This is a genomic window from Bradyrhizobium sp. McL0615 (assembly GCF_049993905.1).
Lineage (GTDB): Bacteria > Pseudomonadota > Alphaproteobacteria > Rhizobiales > Xanthobacteraceae > Bradyrhizobium.
Genome location: NZ_CP188254.1, coordinates 1198704 through 1218660, shown reverse-complemented (window position 1 = coordinate 1218660; position 19957 = coordinate 1198704). Strand labels below are relative to the sequence as shown.

Annotated in this window: 19 protein-coding genes; 7 read left to right on the top strand and 12 right to left on the bottom strand. The window is 61.4% G+C overall.

The annotated features are described in order from the left end of the window. Positions 1–26: 26 nt before the first annotated feature. From urtE to urtA, 5 genes are all read right to left on the bottom strand, one after another. Positions 27–722: an urea ABC transporter ATP-binding subunit UrtE gene (urtE, locus tag ACPPVP_RS05665; protein WP_426532095.1), complete on the bottom strand. Its 696-nt coding sequence runs from the start codon at positions 720–722 to the stop codon at positions 27–29. 154 nt (positions 723–876) lie between these two features. Continuing rightward, positions 877–1638, bottom strand: coding sequence for an urea ABC transporter ATP-binding protein UrtD (gene urtD, locus ACPPVP_RS05660; RefSeq protein WP_334390900.1), 762 nt, complete (start codon positions 1636–1638; stop codon positions 877–879). A 4-nt stretch (positions 1639–1642) separates the two neighbouring features. Continuing rightward, entirely contained in the window at positions 1643–2812 is a 1170-nt protein-coding gene (gene urtC / locus ACPPVP_RS05655) for an urea ABC transporter permease subunit UrtC (protein WP_426532093.1), read from the bottom strand. Next, entirely contained in the window at positions 2809–4386 is a 1578-nt protein-coding gene (urtB, locus tag ACPPVP_RS05650) for an urea ABC transporter permease subunit UrtB (RefSeq protein WP_426537681.1), read from the bottom strand. The genes urtC and urtB overlap by 4 nt, the downstream gene beginning before the upstream one ends. 179 nt (positions 4387–4565) lie before the next feature. After that, entirely contained in the window at positions 4566–5885 is a 1320-nt protein-coding gene (urtA, locus tag ACPPVP_RS05645) for an urea ABC transporter substrate-binding protein (RefSeq protein ID WP_426532091.1), read from the bottom strand. A 562-nt stretch (positions 5886–6447) separates the two neighbouring features. Between urtA and ACPPVP_RS05640 the strand changes: the two genes are divergently transcribed. The 4 genes from ACPPVP_RS05640 to ACPPVP_RS05625 all read left to right on the top strand — a co-directional run bounded on the left by ACPPVP_RS05640 (position 6448) and on the right by ACPPVP_RS05625 (position 10710). Then, positions 6448–7932 (top strand): DEAD/DEAH box helicase, encoded by a 1485-nt coding sequence (locus tag ACPPVP_RS05640; RefSeq protein WP_426532089.1) that lies wholly within the window; start codon positions 6448–6450, stop codon positions 7930–7932. Positions 7933–7955: 23 nt separating this feature from the next. Beyond that, the gene (gene infA / locus ACPPVP_RS05635; protein ID WP_025588295.1) at positions 7956–8240 is read left to right on the top strand and encodes a translation initiation factor IF-1; all 285 of its coding nucleotides are present in this window, start codon (positions 7956–7958) and stop codon (positions 8238–8240) included. A gap of 271 nt (positions 8241–8511) precedes the next feature. After that, on the top strand, positions 8512–8724 hold the full coding sequence (locus ACPPVP_RS05630; protein ID WP_002714433.1) for a cold-shock protein: 213 nt from the start codon (positions 8512–8514) through the stop codon (positions 8722–8724). Positions 8725–9009: 285 nt separating this feature from the next. After that, positions 9010–10710 (top strand): TadE/TadG family type IV pilus assembly protein, encoded by a 1701-nt coding sequence (locus tag ACPPVP_RS05625; protein WP_426532086.1) that lies wholly within the window; start codon positions 9010–9012, stop codon positions 10708–10710. A 795-nt stretch (positions 10711–11505) separates the two neighbouring features. On the opposite strand, the gene ACPPVP_RS05620 is transcribed toward ACPPVP_RS05625, so the two are convergent. From ACPPVP_RS05620 to ACPPVP_RS05590, 7 genes are all read right to left on the bottom strand, one after another. Continuing rightward, positions 11506–12126 (bottom strand): TadE/TadG family type IV pilus assembly protein, encoded by a 621-nt coding sequence (locus ACPPVP_RS05620; RefSeq protein ID WP_426532084.1) that lies wholly within the window; start codon positions 12124–12126, stop codon positions 11506–11508. Between the two features lie 19 nt (positions 12127–12145). Further along, positions 12146–12700, bottom strand: a complete 555-nt coding sequence (locus tag ACPPVP_RS05615) for a TadE/TadG family type IV pilus assembly protein (protein ID WP_426532082.1) — start codon at positions 12698–12700, stop codon at positions 12146–12148. Between the two features lie 227 nt (positions 12701–12927). Further along, on the bottom strand, positions 12928–13419 hold the full coding sequence (locus ACPPVP_RS05610; RefSeq protein WP_426532080.1) for a pilus assembly protein N-terminal domain-containing protein: 492 nt from the start codon (positions 13417–13419) through the stop codon (positions 12928–12930). 178 nt (positions 13420–13597) lie between these two features. Further along, a complete protein-coding gene (locus ACPPVP_RS05605; protein ID WP_426532078.1) occupies positions 13598–14425 on the bottom strand; it encodes a sterol desaturase family protein in 828 nt (275 codons plus the stop codon). A 58-nt stretch (positions 14426–14483) separates the two neighbouring features. After that, positions 14484–15536 carry an acyltransferase family protein gene (locus ACPPVP_RS05600; protein ID WP_426532076.1) on the bottom strand — a complete coding sequence of 351 codons (1053 nt, stop codon included), beginning with the start codon at positions 15534–15536 and terminating at the stop codon, positions 14484–14486. Beyond that, positions 15533–16990: a hypothetical protein gene (locus ACPPVP_RS05595; protein WP_426532074.1), complete on the bottom strand. Its 1458-nt coding sequence runs from the start codon at positions 16988–16990 to the stop codon at positions 15533–15535. The genes ACPPVP_RS05600 and ACPPVP_RS05595 overlap by 4 nt, the downstream gene beginning before the upstream one ends. An 18-nt stretch (positions 16991–17008) precedes the next feature. Further along, positions 17009–17836, bottom strand: a complete 828-nt coding sequence (locus tag ACPPVP_RS05590) for a sterol desaturase family protein (RefSeq protein ID WP_426532073.1) — start codon at positions 17834–17836, stop codon at positions 17009–17011. 308 nt (positions 17837–18144) lie between these two features. Between ACPPVP_RS05590 and ACPPVP_RS05585 the strand changes: the two genes are divergently transcribed. From ACPPVP_RS05585 to cpaB, 3 genes are all read left to right on the top strand, one after another. After that, on the top strand, positions 18145–18309 hold the full coding sequence (locus ACPPVP_RS05585; protein WP_334390913.1) for a Flp family type IVb pilin: 165 nt from the start codon (positions 18145–18147) through the stop codon (positions 18307–18309). 199 nt (positions 18310–18508) lie between these two features. Next, positions 18509–19033: an A24 family peptidase gene (locus tag ACPPVP_RS05580; protein WP_426532070.1), complete on the top strand. Its 525-nt coding sequence runs from the start codon at positions 18509–18511 to the stop codon at positions 19031–19033. 127 nt (positions 19034–19160) lie between these two features. Next, complete coding sequence (gene cpaB / locus ACPPVP_RS05575) at positions 19161–19952, top strand: Flp pilus assembly protein CpaB (RefSeq protein WP_426532068.1); 792 nt, start codon at positions 19161–19163, stop codon at positions 19950–19952. Positions 19953–19957: the final 5 nt, after the last annotated feature.

Sequence of the window (19957 nt, the reverse complement as noted above, 5' to 3'; positions counted from 1 at the left end):
CCCAAAACGCAACGCCCGATACGGCCCTACAGCGCCATCTGGCGGCTGATCTCGGCGGGATCGAGATTGGCGCGGTCGCAGGCGTATTTCACCGCGCCGCGGTCCATGACCGCGAAATTGTCGCCGAGCTCGCAGGCAAAGTCGAGATATTGTTCGACCAGCACGATCGCCATGCTGCCGAGGCTGCGCAGATAGGTGATGGCGCGGCCGATGTCCTTGATGATCGAGGGCTGGATGCCTTCGGTCGGCTCGTCGAGCAGCAATAATTTCGGCCGCATCACCAGCGCCCGGCCGATCGCCAATTGTTGTTGTTGCCCGCCGGAGAGATCGCCGCCGCGCCGGCCCAGCATCGTGTTCAGCACCGGAAACAGCGAGAACACGTCGTCGGGGATATGGCGGTCCTCGCGCTTGAGCGGCCCGAACCCGGTCTTGAGATTTTCCTCGACCGTCAGCAACGGAAATATCTCGCGGCCCTGCGGTACGAAGCCGATGCCGGCGCGTGCGCGCTCGTACGGTTTGAGACCGGTGATGTCGTTACCTTCAAGGGCGATCGAACCGCCTGATATCGGGTATTGCCCGACCATCGCGCGCAGCAGCGAGGTCTTGCCGACGCCGTTGCGGCCGAGCACGCAGGTCACCTTCCCCGGCTCCGCCGACAGCGAGACGCCACGCAGCGCCTGCGCTGCGCCGTAGTAGAGGCTGATATTGTCGACCTTCAGCATTTGCTTCGCTCCGGCTGAGAGGTCCCGTCATACCCCGCGAAGGCGGGGTATCCAGTACGCCGTGCCCTTGCGATAGTACTCACCGTCTCGGCGTACTGGATCGTCCGCCTTCGCGGACGATGACACCTTTCATGACGAATGACCGGCATACACCTCACCTTCCCAAATATACTTCGATCACCCGCTCGTTCGACGAGACCTGATCGATGGTCCCTTCCGCCAGCACCGTGCCCTCATGCAGGCAGGTGACCTTGACGCCGAGTTCGCGCACAAAAGTCATGTCGTGCTCGACGACCATGACCGTCTTTTCCTTGTTGATTTCCTTCAGCAGCTCGGCGGTCTGATGGGTCTCGACGTCGGTCATCCCGGCGACCGGCTCGTCGACCAGCAGAAGTTTTGGATCCTGCGCCAGCAGCATGCCGATCTCGAGCCACTGCTTCTGGCCGTGCGACAGGCTGCCGGCCAATCTGTTGCGGGCATCGGTCAGGCGGATGGTTTCCAGCACGCGGTCGATCCGCTCAGATTCGTCCCTGTTGCCGCGCCAGAACAGCGTGCCCTTGACGCTGTGATCGATATTGAGTGCCAGCAGGAGATTATCCTCGATGGTCTGGCTCTCGAACACCGTCGGCTTCTGGAATTTTCGGCCGATGCCGAGTTCGGCGATGCGGGTTTCATCGAGCCGCGTCAGGTCGGTCATGCCGTCGAACAGCACCGTACCCTCGTCGGGCTTGGTCTTGCCGGTGATGATGTCCATCATCGTGGTCTTGCCCGCGCCGTTCGGGCCGATGATGGCGCGCATCTCGCCGGGCTCGAGCGTCAGCGACAGATTGTTGATGGCGTGAAAGCCGTCGAACGAGACATGCACGCCGTCGAGATAGAGCAGCGCGGAAGTGGTCCTTCCCTCCATGACACTCATGCGCTCACTCCGCCGGCTTCGGTTCGCCGACGCCGTCTTCGAGATCGGCGCTTTCGGCGTTGGCAGTCGCTTGTTTGGCCTTCCGTTCCTCCCACCATGCGTTGAAGGTGCCGATGATCCCCTTCGGCAGCAGCAGCGTCACCAGGATGAACAGCGCGCCCAGCATGAACAGCCAGTACGGCGCCAGCGGACCCGACGTGAAGACGGTCTTTGCGTAATTGACGACGACGGCGCCGAGCGCCGCACCGACCAGCGTGCCGCGGCCGCCGACCGCGACCCAGATCACCGCCTCGATAGAATTGCCCGGGGCGAATTCGCCGGGATTGATGATGCCGACCTGCGGCACATAGAGCGCGCCGGCGACGCCGGCCATGCAGGCCGACAGCGTGAACACGAACAGCTTGTAGGATTCGACGCGGTAGCCCAAGAACCTGGTGCGGGATTCAGCGTCGCGGATCGCGATCAGGACCTTGCCGAGTTTTGAGGTCACCACTGCCCGGCAAATCAGGAAGCTGACAATGAGTGCCAGACAGCTCAGCAGGAACAGGGCGGCGCGGGTGCCGTCGGCCTGCACGTTGAAGCCCAGAATGTCCTTGAAGTCGGTCAGGCCGTTGTTGCCGCCAAAACCGAAATCGTTACGAAAGAACGCCAGCAGCAGCGCGTAGGTCATCGCCTGCGTGATGATCGAAAGATAGACGCCGGTGACGCGCGAACGAAACGCCAGCCAGCCGAAGCAGAACGCCAGCAGGCCCGGCGCGACCAGAACCATCAGCGCCGCGAACCAGAACATATCAAAGCCGTGCCAGTACCATGGCAGTTTCGGATAGTTCAGGAACACCATGAAATCAGGCAGAATCGCATTGCCGTAGACGCCGCGGCTGCCGATCTGACGCATCAGGTACATGCCCATGGCGTAGCCGCCGAGCGCGAAGAACGCGCCGTGGCCGAGCGAGAGAATGCCGCAGTAGCCCCAGATCAAATCGATCGAGAGCGCGAGAATGGCGTAGCAGGCGTATTTGCCGAACAGCGCGACCAGATAGGTCGGCACCTGCAGCATCGAGCCCGCCGGCAGCAGCAGGTTGGACAGCGGGATCAGCACGCCGAGGCCTGCGACCACCAGGATGAAGATGGAAGCACTACGATCCAGCGAACGCGTCAGCACGTGCGGCGTCATGCTTCCACCGCCCGGCCCTTGAGCGCGAACAGGCCGCGCGGCCGCTTCTGGATGAACAGGATGATCAGCACCAGAATGGCGATCTTGCCGAGCACGGCGCCGGCCACCGGCTCCAGAAACTTGTTGGCGATGCCGAGCGTGAAGGCGCCGACCAGCGTGCCCCAAAGATTACCGACGCCGCCGAACACCACGACCATGAAGCTGTCGATGATGTAGCTCTGGCCGAGGTTGGGGCTGACATTGTCGATCTGCGACAGCGCCACGCCGGCGATGCCGGCAATGCCCGAGCCGAGGCCGAAGGTGAGCGCATCGACGCGCGAGGTGGCAATGCCCATCGAGGCCGCCATGCGGCGGTTTTGAGTGACCGCGCGCATCTCGAGCCCGAGCGCGGTGTAGCGCAGCATGGCGAGCAGGATGGCGAATACCGCCAGCGTGAAACAGAGGATCCAGAGTCGGTTATAGGTGATGGTGATCTGCCCGAGCTCGAACGCGCCGCTCATCCAGGACGGGTTACCGACCTCGCGATTGGTCGGGCCGAACATCGTGCGCACGGCCTGCTGCAGCACGAGCGAGAGGCCCCAGGTCGCCAGCAGCGTTTCCAGCGGGCGGCCGTAGAGAAAGCGGATGATGCCGCGCTCGATCAGGACGCCGAGGGCGCCCGCGACGAGGAAAGCCAGCGGCACCGCGATCAGCAGCGAGTAATCGAACAGGCCGGGATAGCGGGTGCGGATGACCTCCTGCACCACGAAGGTGGTGTAGGCGCCGATCATCACCATCTCGCCATGGGCCATGTTGATGACGCCCATGACGCCGAAGGTGATCGCGAGCCCAATTGCGGCGAGCAGCAGCACCGAGCCCAGCGACAGGCCGTACCAGGCGTTCTGCACCATCGACCACATGGCGAGGTTGCTCTGGATCGAGGCGATCGCTGAGGCCGCGGCGCGCGCGACATTGGGCGGCACATCGCTGGGCAGGCCGGTCAGCAGCGCCATTGCTTCCTGGTCGCCCTTCGCCTTGACGACGGCGACGGCCTCCAGCTTTTCCACCTCGGTCGCATCGGCCTTGTAGAGCAGTATCGCCGCGCGGGCCTCGGTGAAGGCCGCTTTGGCGCCCTTGTTGGTTTCCTTGGCGAGCGCGCCGTCGATCACGGCAAGCGCGCTCTCCTCATGGCTCTTGAACACCGACTGCGCGGCCGCGATGCGCTTGGCGGGATCGGGCGACAGCAGCGTCAGGCCGCCGAGGGCCGCCTCCACGGTACGGCGCAGGCGGTTGTTGAGGCGGACGGCTGCAGCACCATCGGGCAGCTTGTCGACGGCGGTGCCGGTGGCGGCATCGATAATCTTGCCGTCGGTACCCGTAACGAAAACTTTCTTGGATTCCGGATCGGCCGACAGCCGGCCTTCCTGCAGCGCGCTGATGATGGGAAAGGCGAGCGGATTGCCCGATGTGGCGACCGTGCCGACCGCTTCGTCGGTGTCGGAAAAATCGTCATTGGCGAATTTGGCGACCGCATCCTCGAACGGACCCGCCAGCGCCGGCACGGCGAAAGCTGCGGTCAGGAGGATTGCGAGCAAGGCCGCGCGAAAACGGTTCAGAAAATTGGCAGGCACAATACGACCCCGGCGGGAGTGTGGGGAGAAGGCGGCGGCAGCGCCGCCTTCTCCGTTCTTGCTTGGAGGTACTCTTGATAGTTCTCTTGGAAGTTTCTTGTTTTAGGTAAGCAGGATCATCATCCTTTCGGATCAGATCGCGATCAGGAGCCCTGACCGCCGCACTTGTTGGTCTTGGTGTTGTAGTTGCCGCACTTCTTGCCGACCCAGTCGCCGATCAGGTCCTTGGAGCCGTCGAGCTCCTTCGACCAGGCGTCGCCAGCGACAAGACCCGGGGTCTTCCACACCACGTCGAACTGGCCGTTGGCTTTGATTTCGCCAATGAACACCGGCTTGGTGATGTGGTGGTTCGGAAGCATCTTGGAGGTGCCGCCGGTCAGGTTCTTGGCTTCGATGCCGGGCAGCGCGTCGATCACCTTGTCGGCGTCGACCGACTTCACCTTCTCGACCGCCTTGACCCACATTTCGAAGCCGATGACGTGGGCTTCCATCGGGTCGTTCGTCACGCGCTTCGGATTCTTGGTGTAGGCCTGCCAGGCCTTGATGAACTTCTCGTTGCCCGGATCCTTGATCGACTGGAAGTAGTTCCAGGCGGCGAGATGGCCGAGCAGCGGCTTGGTGTCGATGCCGGCGAGTTCTTCTTCACCGACCGAGAACGCGACAACCGGAATGTCGGTCGCCTTGATGCCCTGGTTGCCGAGTTCCTTGTAGAAGGGAACGTTGGCGTCGCCGTTGATGGTGGAGACCACGGCGGTCTTCTTGCCGGCCGAGCCGAACTTCTTGATGTCGGCCACGATCGTCTGCCAGTCACTGTGACCGAACGGCGTGTAGTTGATCATGATGTCTTCCTGCTTGACGCCCTTCGACTTCAAGTAGGCTTCGAGGATTTTGTTGGTGGTGCGCGGATAGACGTAGTCGGTGCCAGCCAGCACCCAGCGCTTCACCTTCTCGTCCTTCATCAGATAGTCGACCGCGGGGATCGCCTGCTGGTTCGGCGCGGCACCGGTGTAGAACACGTTGCGCTCGGATTCTTCACCTTCGTACTGCACGGGATAGAACAGGATCGAATTCAGCTCCTTGAACACCGGGAGCACGGACTTGCGCGACACCGAGGTCCAGCAGCCGAATACGACAGAGACCTTGTCCTTGGTGATCAGCTCACGCGCCTTTTCCGCAAACAGCGGCCAGTTCGAGGCGGGGTCGACAACTACGGCCTCGAGCTTCTTGCCGAGCACGCCGCCCTTCTTGTTCTGCTCGTCGATCAGAAAGAGGATGGTGTCCTTCAGCGTGGTTTCGCTGATGGCCATGGTGCCGGAGAGCGAATGCAGGACGCCGACCTTGATGGTGTCGTCCGCCGCCTTGGCGTTTGAAAATGTAGCCAGGCCCAAAACCAGGCCGGCGGTCGCCGCCAGCCAGCGACGGCGGCTCATCGTCGTTATATCGTGAGTCAATTGAGTAAGCATGAGGTGTCATCTCCCTGACGCAGACGCGTTAAACGCTGCGAACGGCCCCACGGCCGCCTGCGTTAACGGAATCGCAAGAACCATGCCATCGACCGAAAACGGGATAAGTCCATCTAATCGCTTGGAAATCTCAAGCGTGCGGAAACCAGCGGCGGGAAATTTGCTTATTTTATAGGCCAAAAAAATGTATGCTTTGGCGGCAAACTATCTATTTTTTATGCAATCACCTCAATTTGGCTAAATTACTTGCACGAATTTTGATCGTTTGAGTTGCTGACGGGCGGCCGCGACATGGGCTGGGTGAGCGGTTCCTTAACTGCGCCGACGAAACGCGCGTAATTCGCCTTGAAAGCGCCGCGTGGGTGTTCCATATGATCAGCGTGACCTAGAGAATCATCAGGTCCTTGCGAGCCGCGTGTTCTGATCCCGTTTTGCGGTTTCTGGCTTGCCCCTTCAGCTAGCAAAACCGACGCCCCAAGCACGCGGGTGTCTCTGACACCCCCTCGCGCGTTCCTGGCCGATACCGGTCGGGCGCCTGCCTTTTAATGGAAAGAACCCTCTTTTGACCTCCTTTCAGGATTTCGGCCTTGCCGAACCCATTTCGCGTGCCCTCAAGGAAGAAAATTACCACACGCCCACACCCATCCAGGCCCAGACCATCCCCCTCGCCATCACCGGCCGTGACGTCGTTGGTATCGCCCAGACCGGCACCGGCAAGACCGCGGCCTTTGCGCTGCCGATCCTGCACCGCATTCTGGAAACCCGCATCCGGCCGCAGCCCAAGACCTGCCGCGTGCTGGTGCTCTCGCCGACCCGCGAATTGTCGGGCCAGATCCTCGACAGCTTCAACGCCTATGGCCGCCACATCCGCCTAAGCTCGGCGCTCGCGATCGGCGGCGTGCCGATGGGCCGCCAGGTCCGCTCGGTGATGCAGGGCGTCGAAGTCATGGTGGCGACTCCCGGCCGCCTGCTCGATCTCGTCCAGAGCAACGGGCTCAAGCTCAACCAGGTCGAGTTCCTGGTGCTGGACGAAGCCGACCGCATGCTCGACATGGGCTTCATCAACGACATCCGCAAAATCGTCGGCAAGCTGCCGATCAAGCGGCAGACGCTGTTCTTCTCGGCCACCATGCCGAAGGACATCGCCGAACTCGCCGAAGCCATGCTGCGCGACCCCGCCCGCGTGGCGGTGACGCCGGTGGCCTCGACCGTGGAGCGGATCACCCAGCGCATCATCCAGGTCGATTTCTCGGCCAAATCGGGCGTGCTGGCGCAGCTTCTGAAGCAGGAACCGGTTGACCGCGCGCTGATATTTACCCGCACCAAGCACGGCGCCGACAAGGTGGTGAAGACGCTGGAGAGGGCCGGTATCTCTGCCAATGCCATTCACGGCAACAAGTCGCAGAACCACCGCGAGCGGGTGCTGGCGGCGTTCCGCACCGGCGAGATCCGCACCCTGGTGGCGACAGACATTGCCGCCCGCGGCATCGATGTCGACGGCATCAGCCATGTGGTGAATTTCGATCTGCCCAACATCCCCGAAACCTATGTCCACCGCATCGGCCGCACCGCGCGCGCCGGCGCCGAAGGCGTTGCGATCTCGCTGGTCGCGGGCGCCGAGGAGATGGGCTATCTGCGCGACATCGAGCGGCTGATCAAAATCACGCTGCCGCGGGAAGACCGTCGCACGCCCGGCAGCCGCGACGCTGCGCCGGCCACCGCACAGCGCCCTGCGCAGCACCGCGGGGGACGGTCCGCACCGCGCGCCCACACCGCCCGCTCCCAGGATTCCAGAGGGCATGAATCCCGTGGGCAAGAATCCCGGGGACATGAAGCGGCACCGGGATCAAAAGGCCCTCGCCGTCCCCGCCGAGGTGGTGGTAATAATGCCGCGCCGCAGCCAAACCGGCACGAACAGCCGCGTTCGGCGCAGCAGGCCAGCAAGAGCCAAGGCGGGAAAAGTGAGGGCATTCAGGGCGTCGCCTTCTTGCATCGCGAGAGCCGTCCGAATACTCAACCCAACCGTACCCACCGACCGCAGCGCTAGCCTCGATCGACCTGGAGACCACCATGGCTAAAGAAGAGCTGATCCAGTTCGAAGGACTGGTGACCGAAATCCTCCCCGACGCACGCTACCGCGTGCAGCTCGACGCCGGACACGAGATCGTTGCCTACACCGCCGGCAAGATGAAGAAGAACCGGATCAAGACGCTGGCAGGCGATCGGGTCACGATCGAAATGTCGCCCTACGATCTGGAAAAGGGCCGCCTGATCTTCCGTCACAAGGACGAGCGCCCCAGCACCGGTGCCCCGCGTGGGGCGCCGCCGCGCGGCGGTCAGTTCCGCCGACGGTAAACGTTCCGTTAAGGCCTGCCAAAAACGCGCCCGATAAGCCCATATCGTGCGCGGTCGTGGCCGGCTGGCCGGCCGAATCAAAAAATCGTGCACGTCAGGATTGTTTTGAACAGTACTATCGAATAATATTGTCCATCGATTTTCGGCCGGACGACATTAGCTATCCACCGGTACAGCCGGTTTAGACGCTGACGACCCTTCCAAAAATTCGATCTCACCAGCCCATCGAAGGGTGGGCTACGACTTGTATATCTGAGAAGGGACTACCCCCGTGAGCATGGGAACCGTGAAGTGGTTTAACGCAACCAAGGGCTATGGCTTCATCCAGCCGGATGACGGCGGCAATGACGTGTTCGTGCACATCAGCGCTGTCGAGCGTGCCGGCCTCGGAACGTTGCGTGAAGGCCAGAAGATCTCCTACGAAATCGTAGCAGATCGCCGCTCTGGCAAATCTTCGGCCGACAATCTGCGCGCCGCCGGATAACGATTTTTCGGGACGCCGGCGACAGCGTCCCCGGGGAATCGCCATTGAGTAAGTTAAAAGGCCGCGCCCTTGGCGCGGCCTTTTTCATTCGGTCGGTGCGCGTTATCGGCGAAGAACGCGCAAGCGTTGCGCCTTCGCGGAGCTCTCGTAGTAAACAGATCGTAACGCAGGGTTTCTGAAGTCGGTCACTTCCGAAATCGGCCCGTTTTTCGGTGATCAGGTTAAGGGGCACTTAGGGGAGGCCGGGCTACGATCACGCGCTTTTGGATAGCCAGGGGGCGTATCGTGCCATTTCGTCTTAAGCAGTATCTTTCCCGTTTCCGTCGCGATCGGCGGGGCAATGTCGCGGCAATTTTCGCGATCACGGCGATACCCCTTGTATCGGCCATCGGGTGTGCGGTGGATTATTCGCTCGCGACCCGAATGAAGGCAAAAATGCAAACCGCGGCGGATGCTGCGGGCATCGCCGCGCTTTCGCAGAGATCGCCGGGCTTTGTCGCGGCCTCGGTAATGACCGGCAACGGCACTGTCGCCGTCGGCGTTACCGATGCCAACAATGTCTTTGACGCCAACATGAGCGGGATCACCGGCTACCAAAATCTGGTTCGCAGCAGCACCATGACGAAGACCGGCATCAGGCTGGCTGCAACCGTAACATACACCGCCGATGTACCGGTATCCTTCCTGAAAGTGATCGGGTTTCAGAAACTGACGGTAACGGGCGTTTCAAGTTCGGCCGCCACGTTGCCGCCGTACCTCGATTTTTATCTGACGCTGGACGTCTCGGGGTCGATGGGCCTGCCGTCGACTGCCGCCGAGCAGACGCGGTTGGGCATAGTCAACCCGGATAACTGGGTCCAATACCGCTCCGGCACCTCCCCCGTCATCGGCTGTACCCTGGCCTGCCATTTTTCGCCGAAAGGCAGCGCGTGCTCAGATCCCCCTGTCACTTCCCCTACCGCTCCGCCCGCCAATCCCCCTATTACCAGTTCGTATTCCCAGCAATACAATACGAATGGTTATTGCATGGGATATATCTATTCGCGCCTCAACCAGCCCGCGCTAAATAACCTCATCAATGCGAACTCGGTCGCGGGCGCACTGAAGCAGAAGCCTGGCTTGCCGACGACGATGCTTCCCGACCTGAACAATACTGTTACTCCTGGCGTGGCGAATTCGCTGATTAAGGGCAACTCCAAAAGCCGGGCGGACAGCCTGACGGCGGTTTCATCCTGCCCGACGGATGGCACCGACGACTGCATCCAGTTGCGCCTCGACGCGGTCGGCTACGCCGTGAACCAGTTGTTCGTTACCGCGAACGCCTCCATGAAGGTTTCCAACCAGTTCAGGATCGGCCTCTACCCGTTCATTCAGAATCTCTATGCCTATTTTCCTCTGACCAGCAGCATCAACGGCTCTCCCACCAATTCCTCGACCATCAACTACGCCGCCGCAAACCTTGCCACGCTGCTTGACACAAATATGGATTCAAACCTTGGCTCGGGCGGCACGCATATCGATACCGCGCTTAGTTCGGTCAATGGTCTCATCTCCGGCGGCACCGGCGCCGTCGGCGACGGCAGCACGGCGACCACCCCGCAGCCTTACGTCTTCCTCGTCACCGACGGCGCACAAGACAACCAATACAAAGACGTTCCCAACGGCTCCTGGCACGGCAGCAACCAGGCTACCACGATTGATAAACGGAACACCCTGGCGACCGTCCCCCAATGCGAAACCCTCAAGGGCCGCGGCGTCATCGTTTCCGTGCTCTATATTCCCTATCAACAGGTCTCACCCGTGGTTACGAGCTTTGCCGGCGATGAAGACACCGCTGCCAACACCAACATTCAGTATATTCCGGCCAGCCTGCAGAAATGCGCGTCGCCCGGCTTCTTCTACACCGCGAACTCGCCCTCCGATATCACCGCGGCGCTGAACGCCATGTTCAACCACGCGCTGCAGACCGCGCATATTACGAACTGACCTGGCGGAAGGCGGCGCGGACGCCGCCTTGAAGTAAACACCGAGCCTCAGAAAGCCCCGGAGCGATCCGGGGCTTTTTATTGATCGGCGCACAAGGGTCATATCCTGATTGCGCGCGGCTCGATGCGTGGACCGGCAAGACCATCGGACGACCCCACCGACACGCCAATAGTTGATTTGGCCCTTGATTTGGTCAGGTCATCAGGCGGCCGATTGGCTGACTGGCCGCGGGGCCTCGCCGTAAAAATCGGCCAGGACTACGGATGGCCCACGGGGCCGGCGTCTTGTTCTTTCCGTTCTGTCTTAATGCGGCAGGTGTCCAGCAGGACCACGATGAGATCGGTTGTCGGTTCGGTAGCCGGTACAAGCAGACAGTAAATCGAGAAATTTTGGGTTGGCCGCGCGCGCAACAGATCATGATCCGATGGATTGAATCGGATCGGAATCTAATGTCTTTGTGGAGATCTCCCGGCAAACGCTTCGCGCTTGTCCCGAGCGGAAACCGGTACCCGCTTTGCGCAAACGCGACCCTGCGGGTCTGCATCGTTGCTCTCGCAACCAAAGTCCCACGATGGCATTGGGCAGAGGTGCCTGTATCGTTTTAATCGAGGCTTTGGACACATCCCGCATTGGATGTAGCGCTGCTGTACGGGGCCGCTTTCCAATGCCGCGGATCAAGCCCGCCCTTACCGAAGCCCGAACCAACGCAACCCCGCGAATTCAGCGCCGATCCTCCTCCAGGAGAAGGTCGCGGTGAACGGTGCAAGTGGCGAAGCTTGTCCGAGAGTGCCGCCGTCACCAGGTCGGACAGGGGGGTAGGCTGCCCGAGATCGGTGTCGCACTATATGTAACACAGGTAACCGTGCGCGGACGCGTGAACGCGGTATCGCTAAAGGACATGCCGGTCTTCGCCACCACATAACCGATCGCCGGCGTATACTTGTAGCTGACCTCGCTCCAGATCACGTATGTCCCCTTGGCCGCGACGAGGGTCGTCGGCAACACCACAACGTCACCCTGATTATGAGGTGCCGTCACCGCGATCGCGACAACGCCTGTTGGACCGATCGTCAACCCCTTGCTCCACTGAACCCGAGCGACCCCGGTCCCGCTATCGACGTAAACCTCCGTGACGGAGGAGATCAACGGCGAACCCGGATAAGGTGTCATGATCGCCTTTGCCGTTTCACCAAAACTGAGGAGATCAGCATCCGCCACGCTCGCCATCTGAGACGTCAGATCGGAAAGCGTTCGCGCCACCAGGGTGGCCTTGCGATCCACGGCAATGGCCGACGAAAGCTCGAGCACTCCGAAGAACATCACCACCATCATCGGAAAAATCATGGCGAACTCGACCGCCGCAAGACCGCTGCGATCATTCAACAGCCTGCGCACGCGAAGCGACATTTTCTGCATCGGGGATACCATCATCGTATCACGGCTCTACATGGAAAGCGGCGGTGGCCGCAAGCAGTCGCTGGCTGCCGTTGAGATCTGAAATATTGTATCCGAACCGCGTCACGTATAGCTGCCATTGATAAAAGGCGCGAACGACGACGGTATTGGGAGAACCAGATGGCGGCAGAGAGTATGTGAAAGGACCGGTCAGGCTTCCACTGACGATCGGATCGGTGATCGTGATCACGGTACCCGGGGGAAACGTCTTCACATCCACGGTGAGGTTCGCCATATTGCCTTGGCAGTCGAACATCACCTTGATGCGATCACAGAGTTTGGTCTTGAAAACAGCTTCGGTCATGGCGGTGTCCTGGGCCTCATGCGTGAGCATCAGCCGCGCGGTATCCGCCATCCCCTGTTCCAGAACCTGGCCGGCAAAAAATACAATCGCCGTCTCGATAATCGCAAACAGCATGCCGAAGAACAACGGCGCAATCAGCGCGAACTCGACGGCGGCTGAGCCCTGCCGGTTGCGGCGAAATCGGCCGAATACGTTTCTAACAGAGACTCTTGCAGGAGCGGGTGACGACATCGAAAAATCCCCAGACGGCAGCGATTATCCGCCTGCAAGAACTACCTGAAAGTGATTGTGGAAGTGTTTCGTCGAACCGAGGCAGGGCGGCCCGGTCCGCTAACCGGGCGTTAACTGTCTTCAGATCGAGCCTTGTTCGGGCAGAGATCGATTCGCGGACAGGATAGGGGACGCGTCGACTGGAGGTTCGGTTCTGATTCAATCAGAACCGAAAGAGCTCAGTTTGCCTATTTGGTCCCGGCGGCGGCGGCTTGACCGCTGAGAGAACCGGCCTGGTCGATCGCCGATTTGAAGTAGGTCTCGCCGTCGCCGAGCGTGACGCGGCGCTGGCAGATCGGCATGCAGCTATAGGATTCCCGCTCGACGCCGCGATAGACGGTGACGAGCTGATCGGTCGGGCCTTCGACCTGGATCTGGCGGTCGACCAGCACCTCGCCGTTGCGGTCCATGGCGATGAAATTGGTCGCGCCGTAGCCCTTGCCGGTGACCACGATGATGCCGCCGCTCTGCAGGGTTACGTCCGCAATCAGCGGGTTTCCGACCACGATGGTGGAGACCTTGGCAGGAAGCTTCACGAGCTTTGCCTGATCGACATAGACGGCGATACGGTCGGGATCGGGCGCGGCCAGGCTGACGGCCGGCCACAGCAGGATTCCTGCAACGAGGGAACGCAAACCGAACCGCGCGCGTGCGCGAATACGCTGAACCTTGAACGACATACTCTACCCCGGGGCATCAACAAGCCGGCAATGGCGATACGCAGCGGAACCGGCGCCCGACACGGCTGAATCTGACGACAATTCATGAACAAAGGGCAAATGGGCCCCGAAATGGGGCGAGAAATCCGCCGCCAGCATGTTTAATTGCGCATGAATCTCCGGGCGGCCGCGCGAAGCGCTATTTCCGGAACGGATAGGCCAGCTGTCCAATGATCTCGCGGGGAAACGAGGACTGATCGTCCACACCATATTGGTCCGGCAGCGCGCCTTTCGGCATCCGGAAGGTCCCGAACAGGATGTCCCAGAGCGGAAAGGTGCCCGCAAAATTGGTGTCGCCGCCCTCCTCGCGGGCGGTGTGGTGCCAGCGGTGAAACACCGGCGTCGCCACGACATATTTGAACGGGCCGAGCGTCCAGTTGAGGTTGGCGTGAACGAACGCCGAATGGAAGATGTTGAACGGCCCGAGCCAGAGCATCACGCCCGGCGAAATGCCGGCCGTCAGCAGTACGACATCGACCCCGATGGTACCCAACAGCAGGTTGACGGGGTGGAAGCGCGCGGCCGAGATCCAGTCGACGTCTTCCGACGAATGGTGGATGGCGTGGTATTTCCAGAACCCGCCGCCATGAAACATACGGTGCAGCCAGTACATCATGAAATCGGCGGCGGCCAGGAACAGGATGGCCTGCCGCCACAAAGGCAGGCCCGACAACGGGCCGTGGCCGTTGTCGTAGAAGGCGATCAGCTCGTCGGCGTCGCGAATTCCAAACAGCAGGGCGGCGCCCAGCACCAATAGCCCGATGCGGAACACGCGCGCGAACAGCGGCACCAGGAACCAGTAGCAGACGTCGGTGACCAGCTCGCGCTTGCGCCACCACGGCCGTCCGGGGTTGCAGGCCCAGAAATGCGCCAACACCGAGAACACGAGCGCCAGCGCGATCGTGACCGGCACCACCTTGGCCAGGGTCTGGCCGAACATCTCGACGATTTCGGTCGGCAGGTTCATTTCGACCGGCGTATCAGAAGCCCCGCCGCGCCGCCAGTTCACACGCCCGGAAACGCCCTCAGGAGGCCGTCACGACGGCCTTTGGGGCGCCACCGGCCGACGCCAGCGCGTGGCCCAGCCGGTTGAAGGGACGCTCGATCCGGGGCTCGATCAGATAATAGCTGAACGCCAGCGACACGGCGGTGACCAGCAGGAACAGCGGCACCAGACCCATCGGGGAGAGTGCGGCAATAAACGACACCACGGCGAAATGAACGAGATAGATGGCGTAGGAGTGACGCCCCAGCAACGTCATCCACGACAGCGAAACGTTCGAGATCAGGACACCGAGCGCGAGTGCAGCCAGCAGTGCGACCTGGGCGCCCTGCGGCGGGGATACCAGCGCGGCGCCAAGCAGAAACAGCGCGCCGAATGCCGGCCTGTTCTTCAACTCGATATAATCATACAGCAGGATGCCGAAGCCGAAACAGATCGCCTGGCGCGGCAGCCAGCTCGTGAAGACGCCTTCAGCCAGATATGCCTGGCTGGCCGGCAGCGACGCCGCCAGCCGCGGAATCAGGTTGGGCTCGATGACAAATTGCCCGATGATGCTCACCAGCGCGATCAACGCGTAGCACAGCATGGCGCCGTTGCGCCGGCGGAACAGATAGATCAGAAGCGGAAACAGCAGGTAGAACTGCATTTCCACCGCGATGCTCCAGCCGCCCGGAACGACCGAATTGTAGGCGGTGACGCTGCTCGAATGCAGGAAGAAAAACGTCAGCAGCACGTCGCTCACGCCAACACCGTCAGGCGCAAAGTTCGTGATGCCGCGGCCTCGCGTCACCAGCAGATAAAATACAATGGCGACCCAGAACAGCGGCGCGATCCTGAAGAAGCGCCGGAGATAAAACGAACGGGCGGCGTTGAGATCGACCCTGCCGCCAAATGTCAGCATCATCGTATAGCCGCTGACGATGAAAAAGAGCTGGACGCCGAGCCCGCCGAACTCCTTGGCAAACCAGGTCAGGCCGGGAACGAGGCCGGTGGATTCTTCCTGGCAATGCACCAGCACCACCAGCAGGATGGCCATCCCGCGCAAAAGATCCAGCGCCTGGTTGCGCCGTGTCATGGCCTGCCGGCGGTACGGACATGCAATACGGCGTTGCCATCGGCGTAGGCGCGCCGCCAGCCGCCGATATTATCGAGCAGGCCGACCGCGGGCGTCGACGGCGTCAGCAGCACGGCGTCGATGTCCCAGGTCTTGAGAATGTCGAGGAACTGGTTGACGTCCTTGAGCTGCAGCGCGCGGTAATAGGCCACGTCGAACGCTTCGCCGTAGAGCTCGGCGCGCCCGTCGATGAATACCGGCATCTGGCGCCAGATCAGATAGCCGCCGAACGGGAGATCGTTGAGGACCCGCTTGGGATGATGCGCCTTCAGCGCATCGACAGCCGCAGCCGGTGACTGGTTTTCAGGCGGTGCAAAAGTGGTGTTGGCCGCCAGCAGCCATGTCCAGCCGCCGAGCAGGATCATCACCGCTGCCATCACCGGCATCGGGGCCCCGCTGCGGGCGCGCCAGGCCGGCTGCAGCGCGAATTGCGACGCCACCGGCGCGAGCACCACGATCGGCAGCAGCAGGGCGAAGATCTCGAGATTCCTGACATGCGACAGCGCCATGTGCAGCAGGCCAAGCACCAGTGCGATCCGCGGCGGCGTGAGCTTGACGCCGCCATAGAGCGCGCCGGCGATCAGCAGAAGGATCGCCAGTTCGAACACGCTGAATCTGCTGAAATCCGCCGGCATCCATTCATAGATCAGATGCAGGAGTTCGCCGAGATCGAGGATCTTGCGTGCGGCGAGGATCGCCCCCCACCCGTAAGGCGTGGCGCAGCAGGCCAGCAGCGCGCCGATGCCGAACACCGCCCAGCGCACCGCCACGGCCCTTTGCCGCACGCGATCGGCATTCCACAGCGCATCGAGCGCGAACGCACCGACCAGCACGAGGCCGAACACGAACCCGCCGTGCAGGTTCGCCCACAACGCGATCAACGGCAGCAGCCATGGTGACGGCGCCTGGCCACGCTCGCTCGCCAACATCAGCCCGTTTGCCCACGCCAGCATGATCGGCAGCACCAGCACATGCGGGCGCGCCAGAAAATGCCCCATCGAAAGCGCCAGCACCACCATCGCGACGGCGACAGCATAGGCCGCGGGAATGCGACGGCTGAGAATATGAGTGAACAAAGCGAAGGTCGCGGCGATGCAGGTCGCGGCGAGAACCACCGGGCCGGTCCAGCCCGCCAGATTGTAGCTGATCGCATACAGTACCTGCGCCAGCCAAGACGACGACATCCACGGCTCGCCCGCCTTGGTGAAGGAGTAGATGTCGACGCGCGGCAATGCGTGGTGGTCGAGGATCCACTGGCCCACGGCGATCTGCCAGTAGGTATCGGAATCGTTCAGCAGCGCCCGTCCGCCGACCAGCACCAGCGCGTAGACGCCGATTCCGATCCAGAGCCATGCCGGGAAGTCGGCAAGACTGAAGGTCTTCTCGCGCTGGATCGCTCCGGCTTCAGTGCTCATGCGAAACTGCCGGCCTGACTATTGACGGAATGGATAGGCCAATTGCCCGCCGATCTCGGTCGGGATCTCCTGATCGTCCACGCCGTAACCGTCAGGCATCCGGTTCTCCGGCATACGGAACGTGCCGAACAGAACGTCCCAGAGCGGGAAGGTGCCGGCGAAATTGGTGTTGCCGCCCTCTTCGAGCGAGGTGTGATGCCAGCGATGGAAGACCGGCGTGGCAAGCACGTATTTGAACGGCCCGAACGTCCAGTTCAGGTTGGCGTGAACGAAGGCGGAGTGGAAGGTCGTGAACGGCCCGACCCACAGCATGATGTTGGGAGAGATGCCCGCGATCAGCAGGATGACGTCGACCAGGATCGTACCGATAAACAGGTTGACCGGATGGAACCGCGCCGCCGAGATCCACTCAAGATCCTCCGAGGAATGATGTATGGCATGGTACTTCCAGAATCCGCCGCCGTGAAACATGCGGTGCAGCCAGTACAGCATGAAGTCGGACGCAACGAGAAACAATATCGCCTGCACCCAGAGCGGAAGCTCTGACAACGGCCCATGGCCGTTGTCGTAGAATGCTATCAGTTCGTCAGGCTCATGAATGTTGAAGAGGATGGCGGCGCCGAGCACCAGTAGCCCGATTCGGAAGATGCGCGCGAACACCGGCACGAAGAACCAGTAGCAGATGTCGGTGATGAGTTCGCTCTTGCGCCACCAGGGTTTGCCCGGATTGCAGGACCAGAAATGCGAGAGCACCGTGAATACAAGGCCGAGCGCGATCGTGACCGGCACGACCTTCGCCAACGTCTGGCCTATTACCTCGATGACTTCCATTGGCAAACCGGACATGACGGCCTCATTCAATCGGAGACTTCAGGGGTATCTGCTCGCGCTTAAGGAGCCGTGAATCAACGGTGCCCACCGACACCGCGCGCGAGCACAATGAGCGGCTCCGGCGTCCGCTTGCATTTATTCGGATGCCTTAATCCGGTGTTTACTGTGCTCAAGAACTGCGAGTTCCAAGCATTTTTGCACGGTCGAATTAACTGCGTCGAAATTGTCGCACCCTTAGGGTCACGCCATGGTCACGGTGCTGAGAACGCCGGAAAGACCACACTTAAGTTCGACCAGCCATGTGTACACAGGAGTTATCATCTATGAAGAATCTCGTTTCGCGTTTCGTGAAGGATGAGTCCGGCGCAACCGCCATCGAATACGGCCTGATTGCCGCCGGCATCGCGATCGCGATCATCACCGCCGTCAACGGCCTCGGCACCAAGCTGTCGACGAACTTCAACACGATCTCCAACTCGCTCAAGTAAGCGACGTTTGCGAGCAAGCGTCAAAGGCCCCGGCTTGCCGGGGCCTTTTTCTTTTCCGGCAAGGCGTGCCGTAACCAGCACGCCGCGGTCGGATGCCCGTTCGAACGTTATGATTTCCGGCATTTTCCGATTGTTCACTTCTCGTGGCTAGGCTCGGCCAAGGCCTGGACCCCGGGTCAACCACAGCCCGCGTGAACTCATGATCCTCGATACCGCCCGCCTCCTGCTGTTTCCGGCCCTGATGGCGTTCGCAGCCGCGAGCGACCTGTTCACGATGACGATTTCAAACCGGGTCTCGCTGGCGCTGATCGCCGGCTTTATCGTGCTCGCGGTACTGGGCGGCATGGGCCTGCACGACATCCTGCTGCACTTCGGCGCCGGCGCGGCCGTTCTGGTGGTGGCCTTTGCCTGCTTCGCGATGGGATGGGTCGGCGGCGGCGACGCCAAGGTCGCGGCCAGCGTCGCGCTCTGGTTCGGTTTCGATCATCTCCTCAATTATCTGCTCTATGCCTCGCTGCTCGGCGGGGCGTTGACGGTGCTGCTGATTCAATTCCGGCAATGGCCGCTGCCTTCCCTGCTGGCCGGACAAGCCTGGCTGAACCGGCTGCACGACAAACAGAGCGGGATTCCCTACGGCATCGCGCTCGCCCTCGGCGCGCTGATCGTCTATCCGGAAACCCAATGGATCAAGGCGATCGACCTCGCTCACCTCGCGATGCGCTGATCCGGCATCGCTAACTTTCCGTTAAGGCAATTTACACACGCCTCATTAACCATGCTTTGACGAATAGCTGGTCAACTCCCATCACGGCGGCGGAAGCGTCGCAGCGTAATGTGGAAAGTGAAGCGTAATGAATACCGCACGCATTGCAGTCCTGGGCATCGCCATCGTTGCCGGAGGCATTGCCGCATATCTCGCCAGCGGCTTCAGTGAGACGCCTGCGCCGGCCCAGCCGGTCGCGCAGCTGCAGACCGTCGACATCCTCGTCGCCAAATCGGATATCTCCCTTGGCCAGTCGGTCAAGCCTGATGATCTGCAATGGCAGACCTGGCCGGCCGCGACCGCCAGCAGCAATTTCATCAGCCGCGCCAGCAAGGCCGACGCCGTCAAGGAGATCACGGGCTCCATCGCCCGCTCACCCTTCATCGCGGGGGAGCCGATTCGCGAGCAGAAGCTGGTGAAGGCCGATGGATCCGGCTTCATGGCGGCAATCCTGCCCGCAGGTTTTCGGGCCGTTTCCACCGAAATTTCGCCGGAAACCGGCGCCGGCGGCTTCATCCTGCCGAACGACCGCGTCGACGTGCTTCTTACCAAGCGCGACAAGAACCCGGACGGCAAGGGCGCTGACGTCCCCAATTCAGAAATCATCCTCACCAATATTCGCGTTCTCGCGATTGACCAGGCGCCGAAGGAAAAAGAAGGCACCAGCGCATTGGTCGGCCGGACGGTTACGCTCGAGCTGAAGCCCGAGCAGACCGAGACGCTCGCACGAGCGCGTCAGAGCGGCACGCTGTCGTTGGCGCTGCGCAGCATCGCCGACATCAAGACGGTCGAGAAGCCGGAAGCACTAACCAACAAGCGCGGCGAAAGCCTCAACGTCATTCGTTACGGCGTTGCCAGCCAGCAGATGATGCAGAAGTGACCGAA

Excerpts from the sequence above, each read along its gene's own strand:
- urtE (WP_426532095.1), bottom strand. The coding sequence starts at position 722 with ATGCTGAAGGTCGACAATATCAGCCTCTACTACGGCGCAGCGCAGGCG.
- urtD (WP_334390900.1), bottom strand. The coding sequence starts at position 1,638 with ATGAGTGTCATGGAGGGAAGGACCACTTCCGCGCTGCTCTATCTCGAC.
- urtC (WP_426532093.1), bottom strand. The coding sequence starts at position 2,812 with ATGACGCCGCACGTGCTGACGCGTTCGCTGGATCGTAGTGCTTCCATC.
- urtA (WP_426532091.1), bottom strand. The coding sequence starts at position 5,885 with ATGCTTACTCAATTGACTCACGATATAACGACGATGAGCCGCCGTCGC.
- infA (WP_025588295.1), top strand. The coding sequence starts at position 7,956 with ATGGCTAAAGAAGAGCTGATCCAGTTCGAAGGACTGGTGACCGAAATC.
- ACPPVP_RS05620 (WP_426532084.1), bottom strand. The coding sequence starts at position 12,126 with ATGCAGAAAATGTCGCTTCGCGTGCGCAGGCTGTTGAATGATCGCAGC.
- ACPPVP_RS05615 (WP_426532082.1), bottom strand. The coding sequence starts at position 12,700 with ATGTCGTCACCCGCTCCTGCAAGAGTCTCTGTTAGAAACGTATTCGGC.
- ACPPVP_RS05610 (WP_426532080.1), bottom strand. The coding sequence starts at position 13,419 with ATGTCGTTCAAGGTTCAGCGTATTCGCGCACGCGCGCGGTTCGGTTTG.
- ACPPVP_RS05605 (WP_426532078.1), bottom strand. The coding sequence starts at position 14,425 with ATGAACCTGCCGACCGAAATCGTCGAGATGTTCGGCCAGACCCTGGCC.
- ACPPVP_RS05600 (WP_426532076.1), bottom strand. The coding sequence starts at position 15,536 with ATGACACGGCGCAACCAGGCGCTGGATCTTTTGCGCGGGATGGCCATC.
- ACPPVP_RS05595 (WP_426532074.1), bottom strand. The coding sequence starts at position 16,990 with ATGAGCACTGAAGCCGGAGCGATCCAGCGCGAGAAGACCTTCAGTCTT.
- ACPPVP_RS05590 (WP_426532073.1), bottom strand. The coding sequence starts at position 17,836 with ATGTCCGGTTTGCCAATGGAAGTCATCGAGGTAATAGGCCAGACGTTG.
- ACPPVP_RS05585 (WP_334390913.1), top strand. The coding sequence starts at position 18,145 with ATGAAGAATCTCGTTTCGCGTTTCGTGAAGGATGAGTCCGGCGCAACC.
- ACPPVP_RS05580 (WP_426532070.1), top strand. The coding sequence starts at position 18,509 with ATGATCCTCGATACCGCCCGCCTCCTGCTGTTTCCGGCCCTGATGGCG.
- cpaB (WP_426532068.1), top strand. The coding sequence starts at position 19,161 with ATGAATACCGCACGCATTGCAGTCCTGGGCATCGCCATCGTTGCCGGA.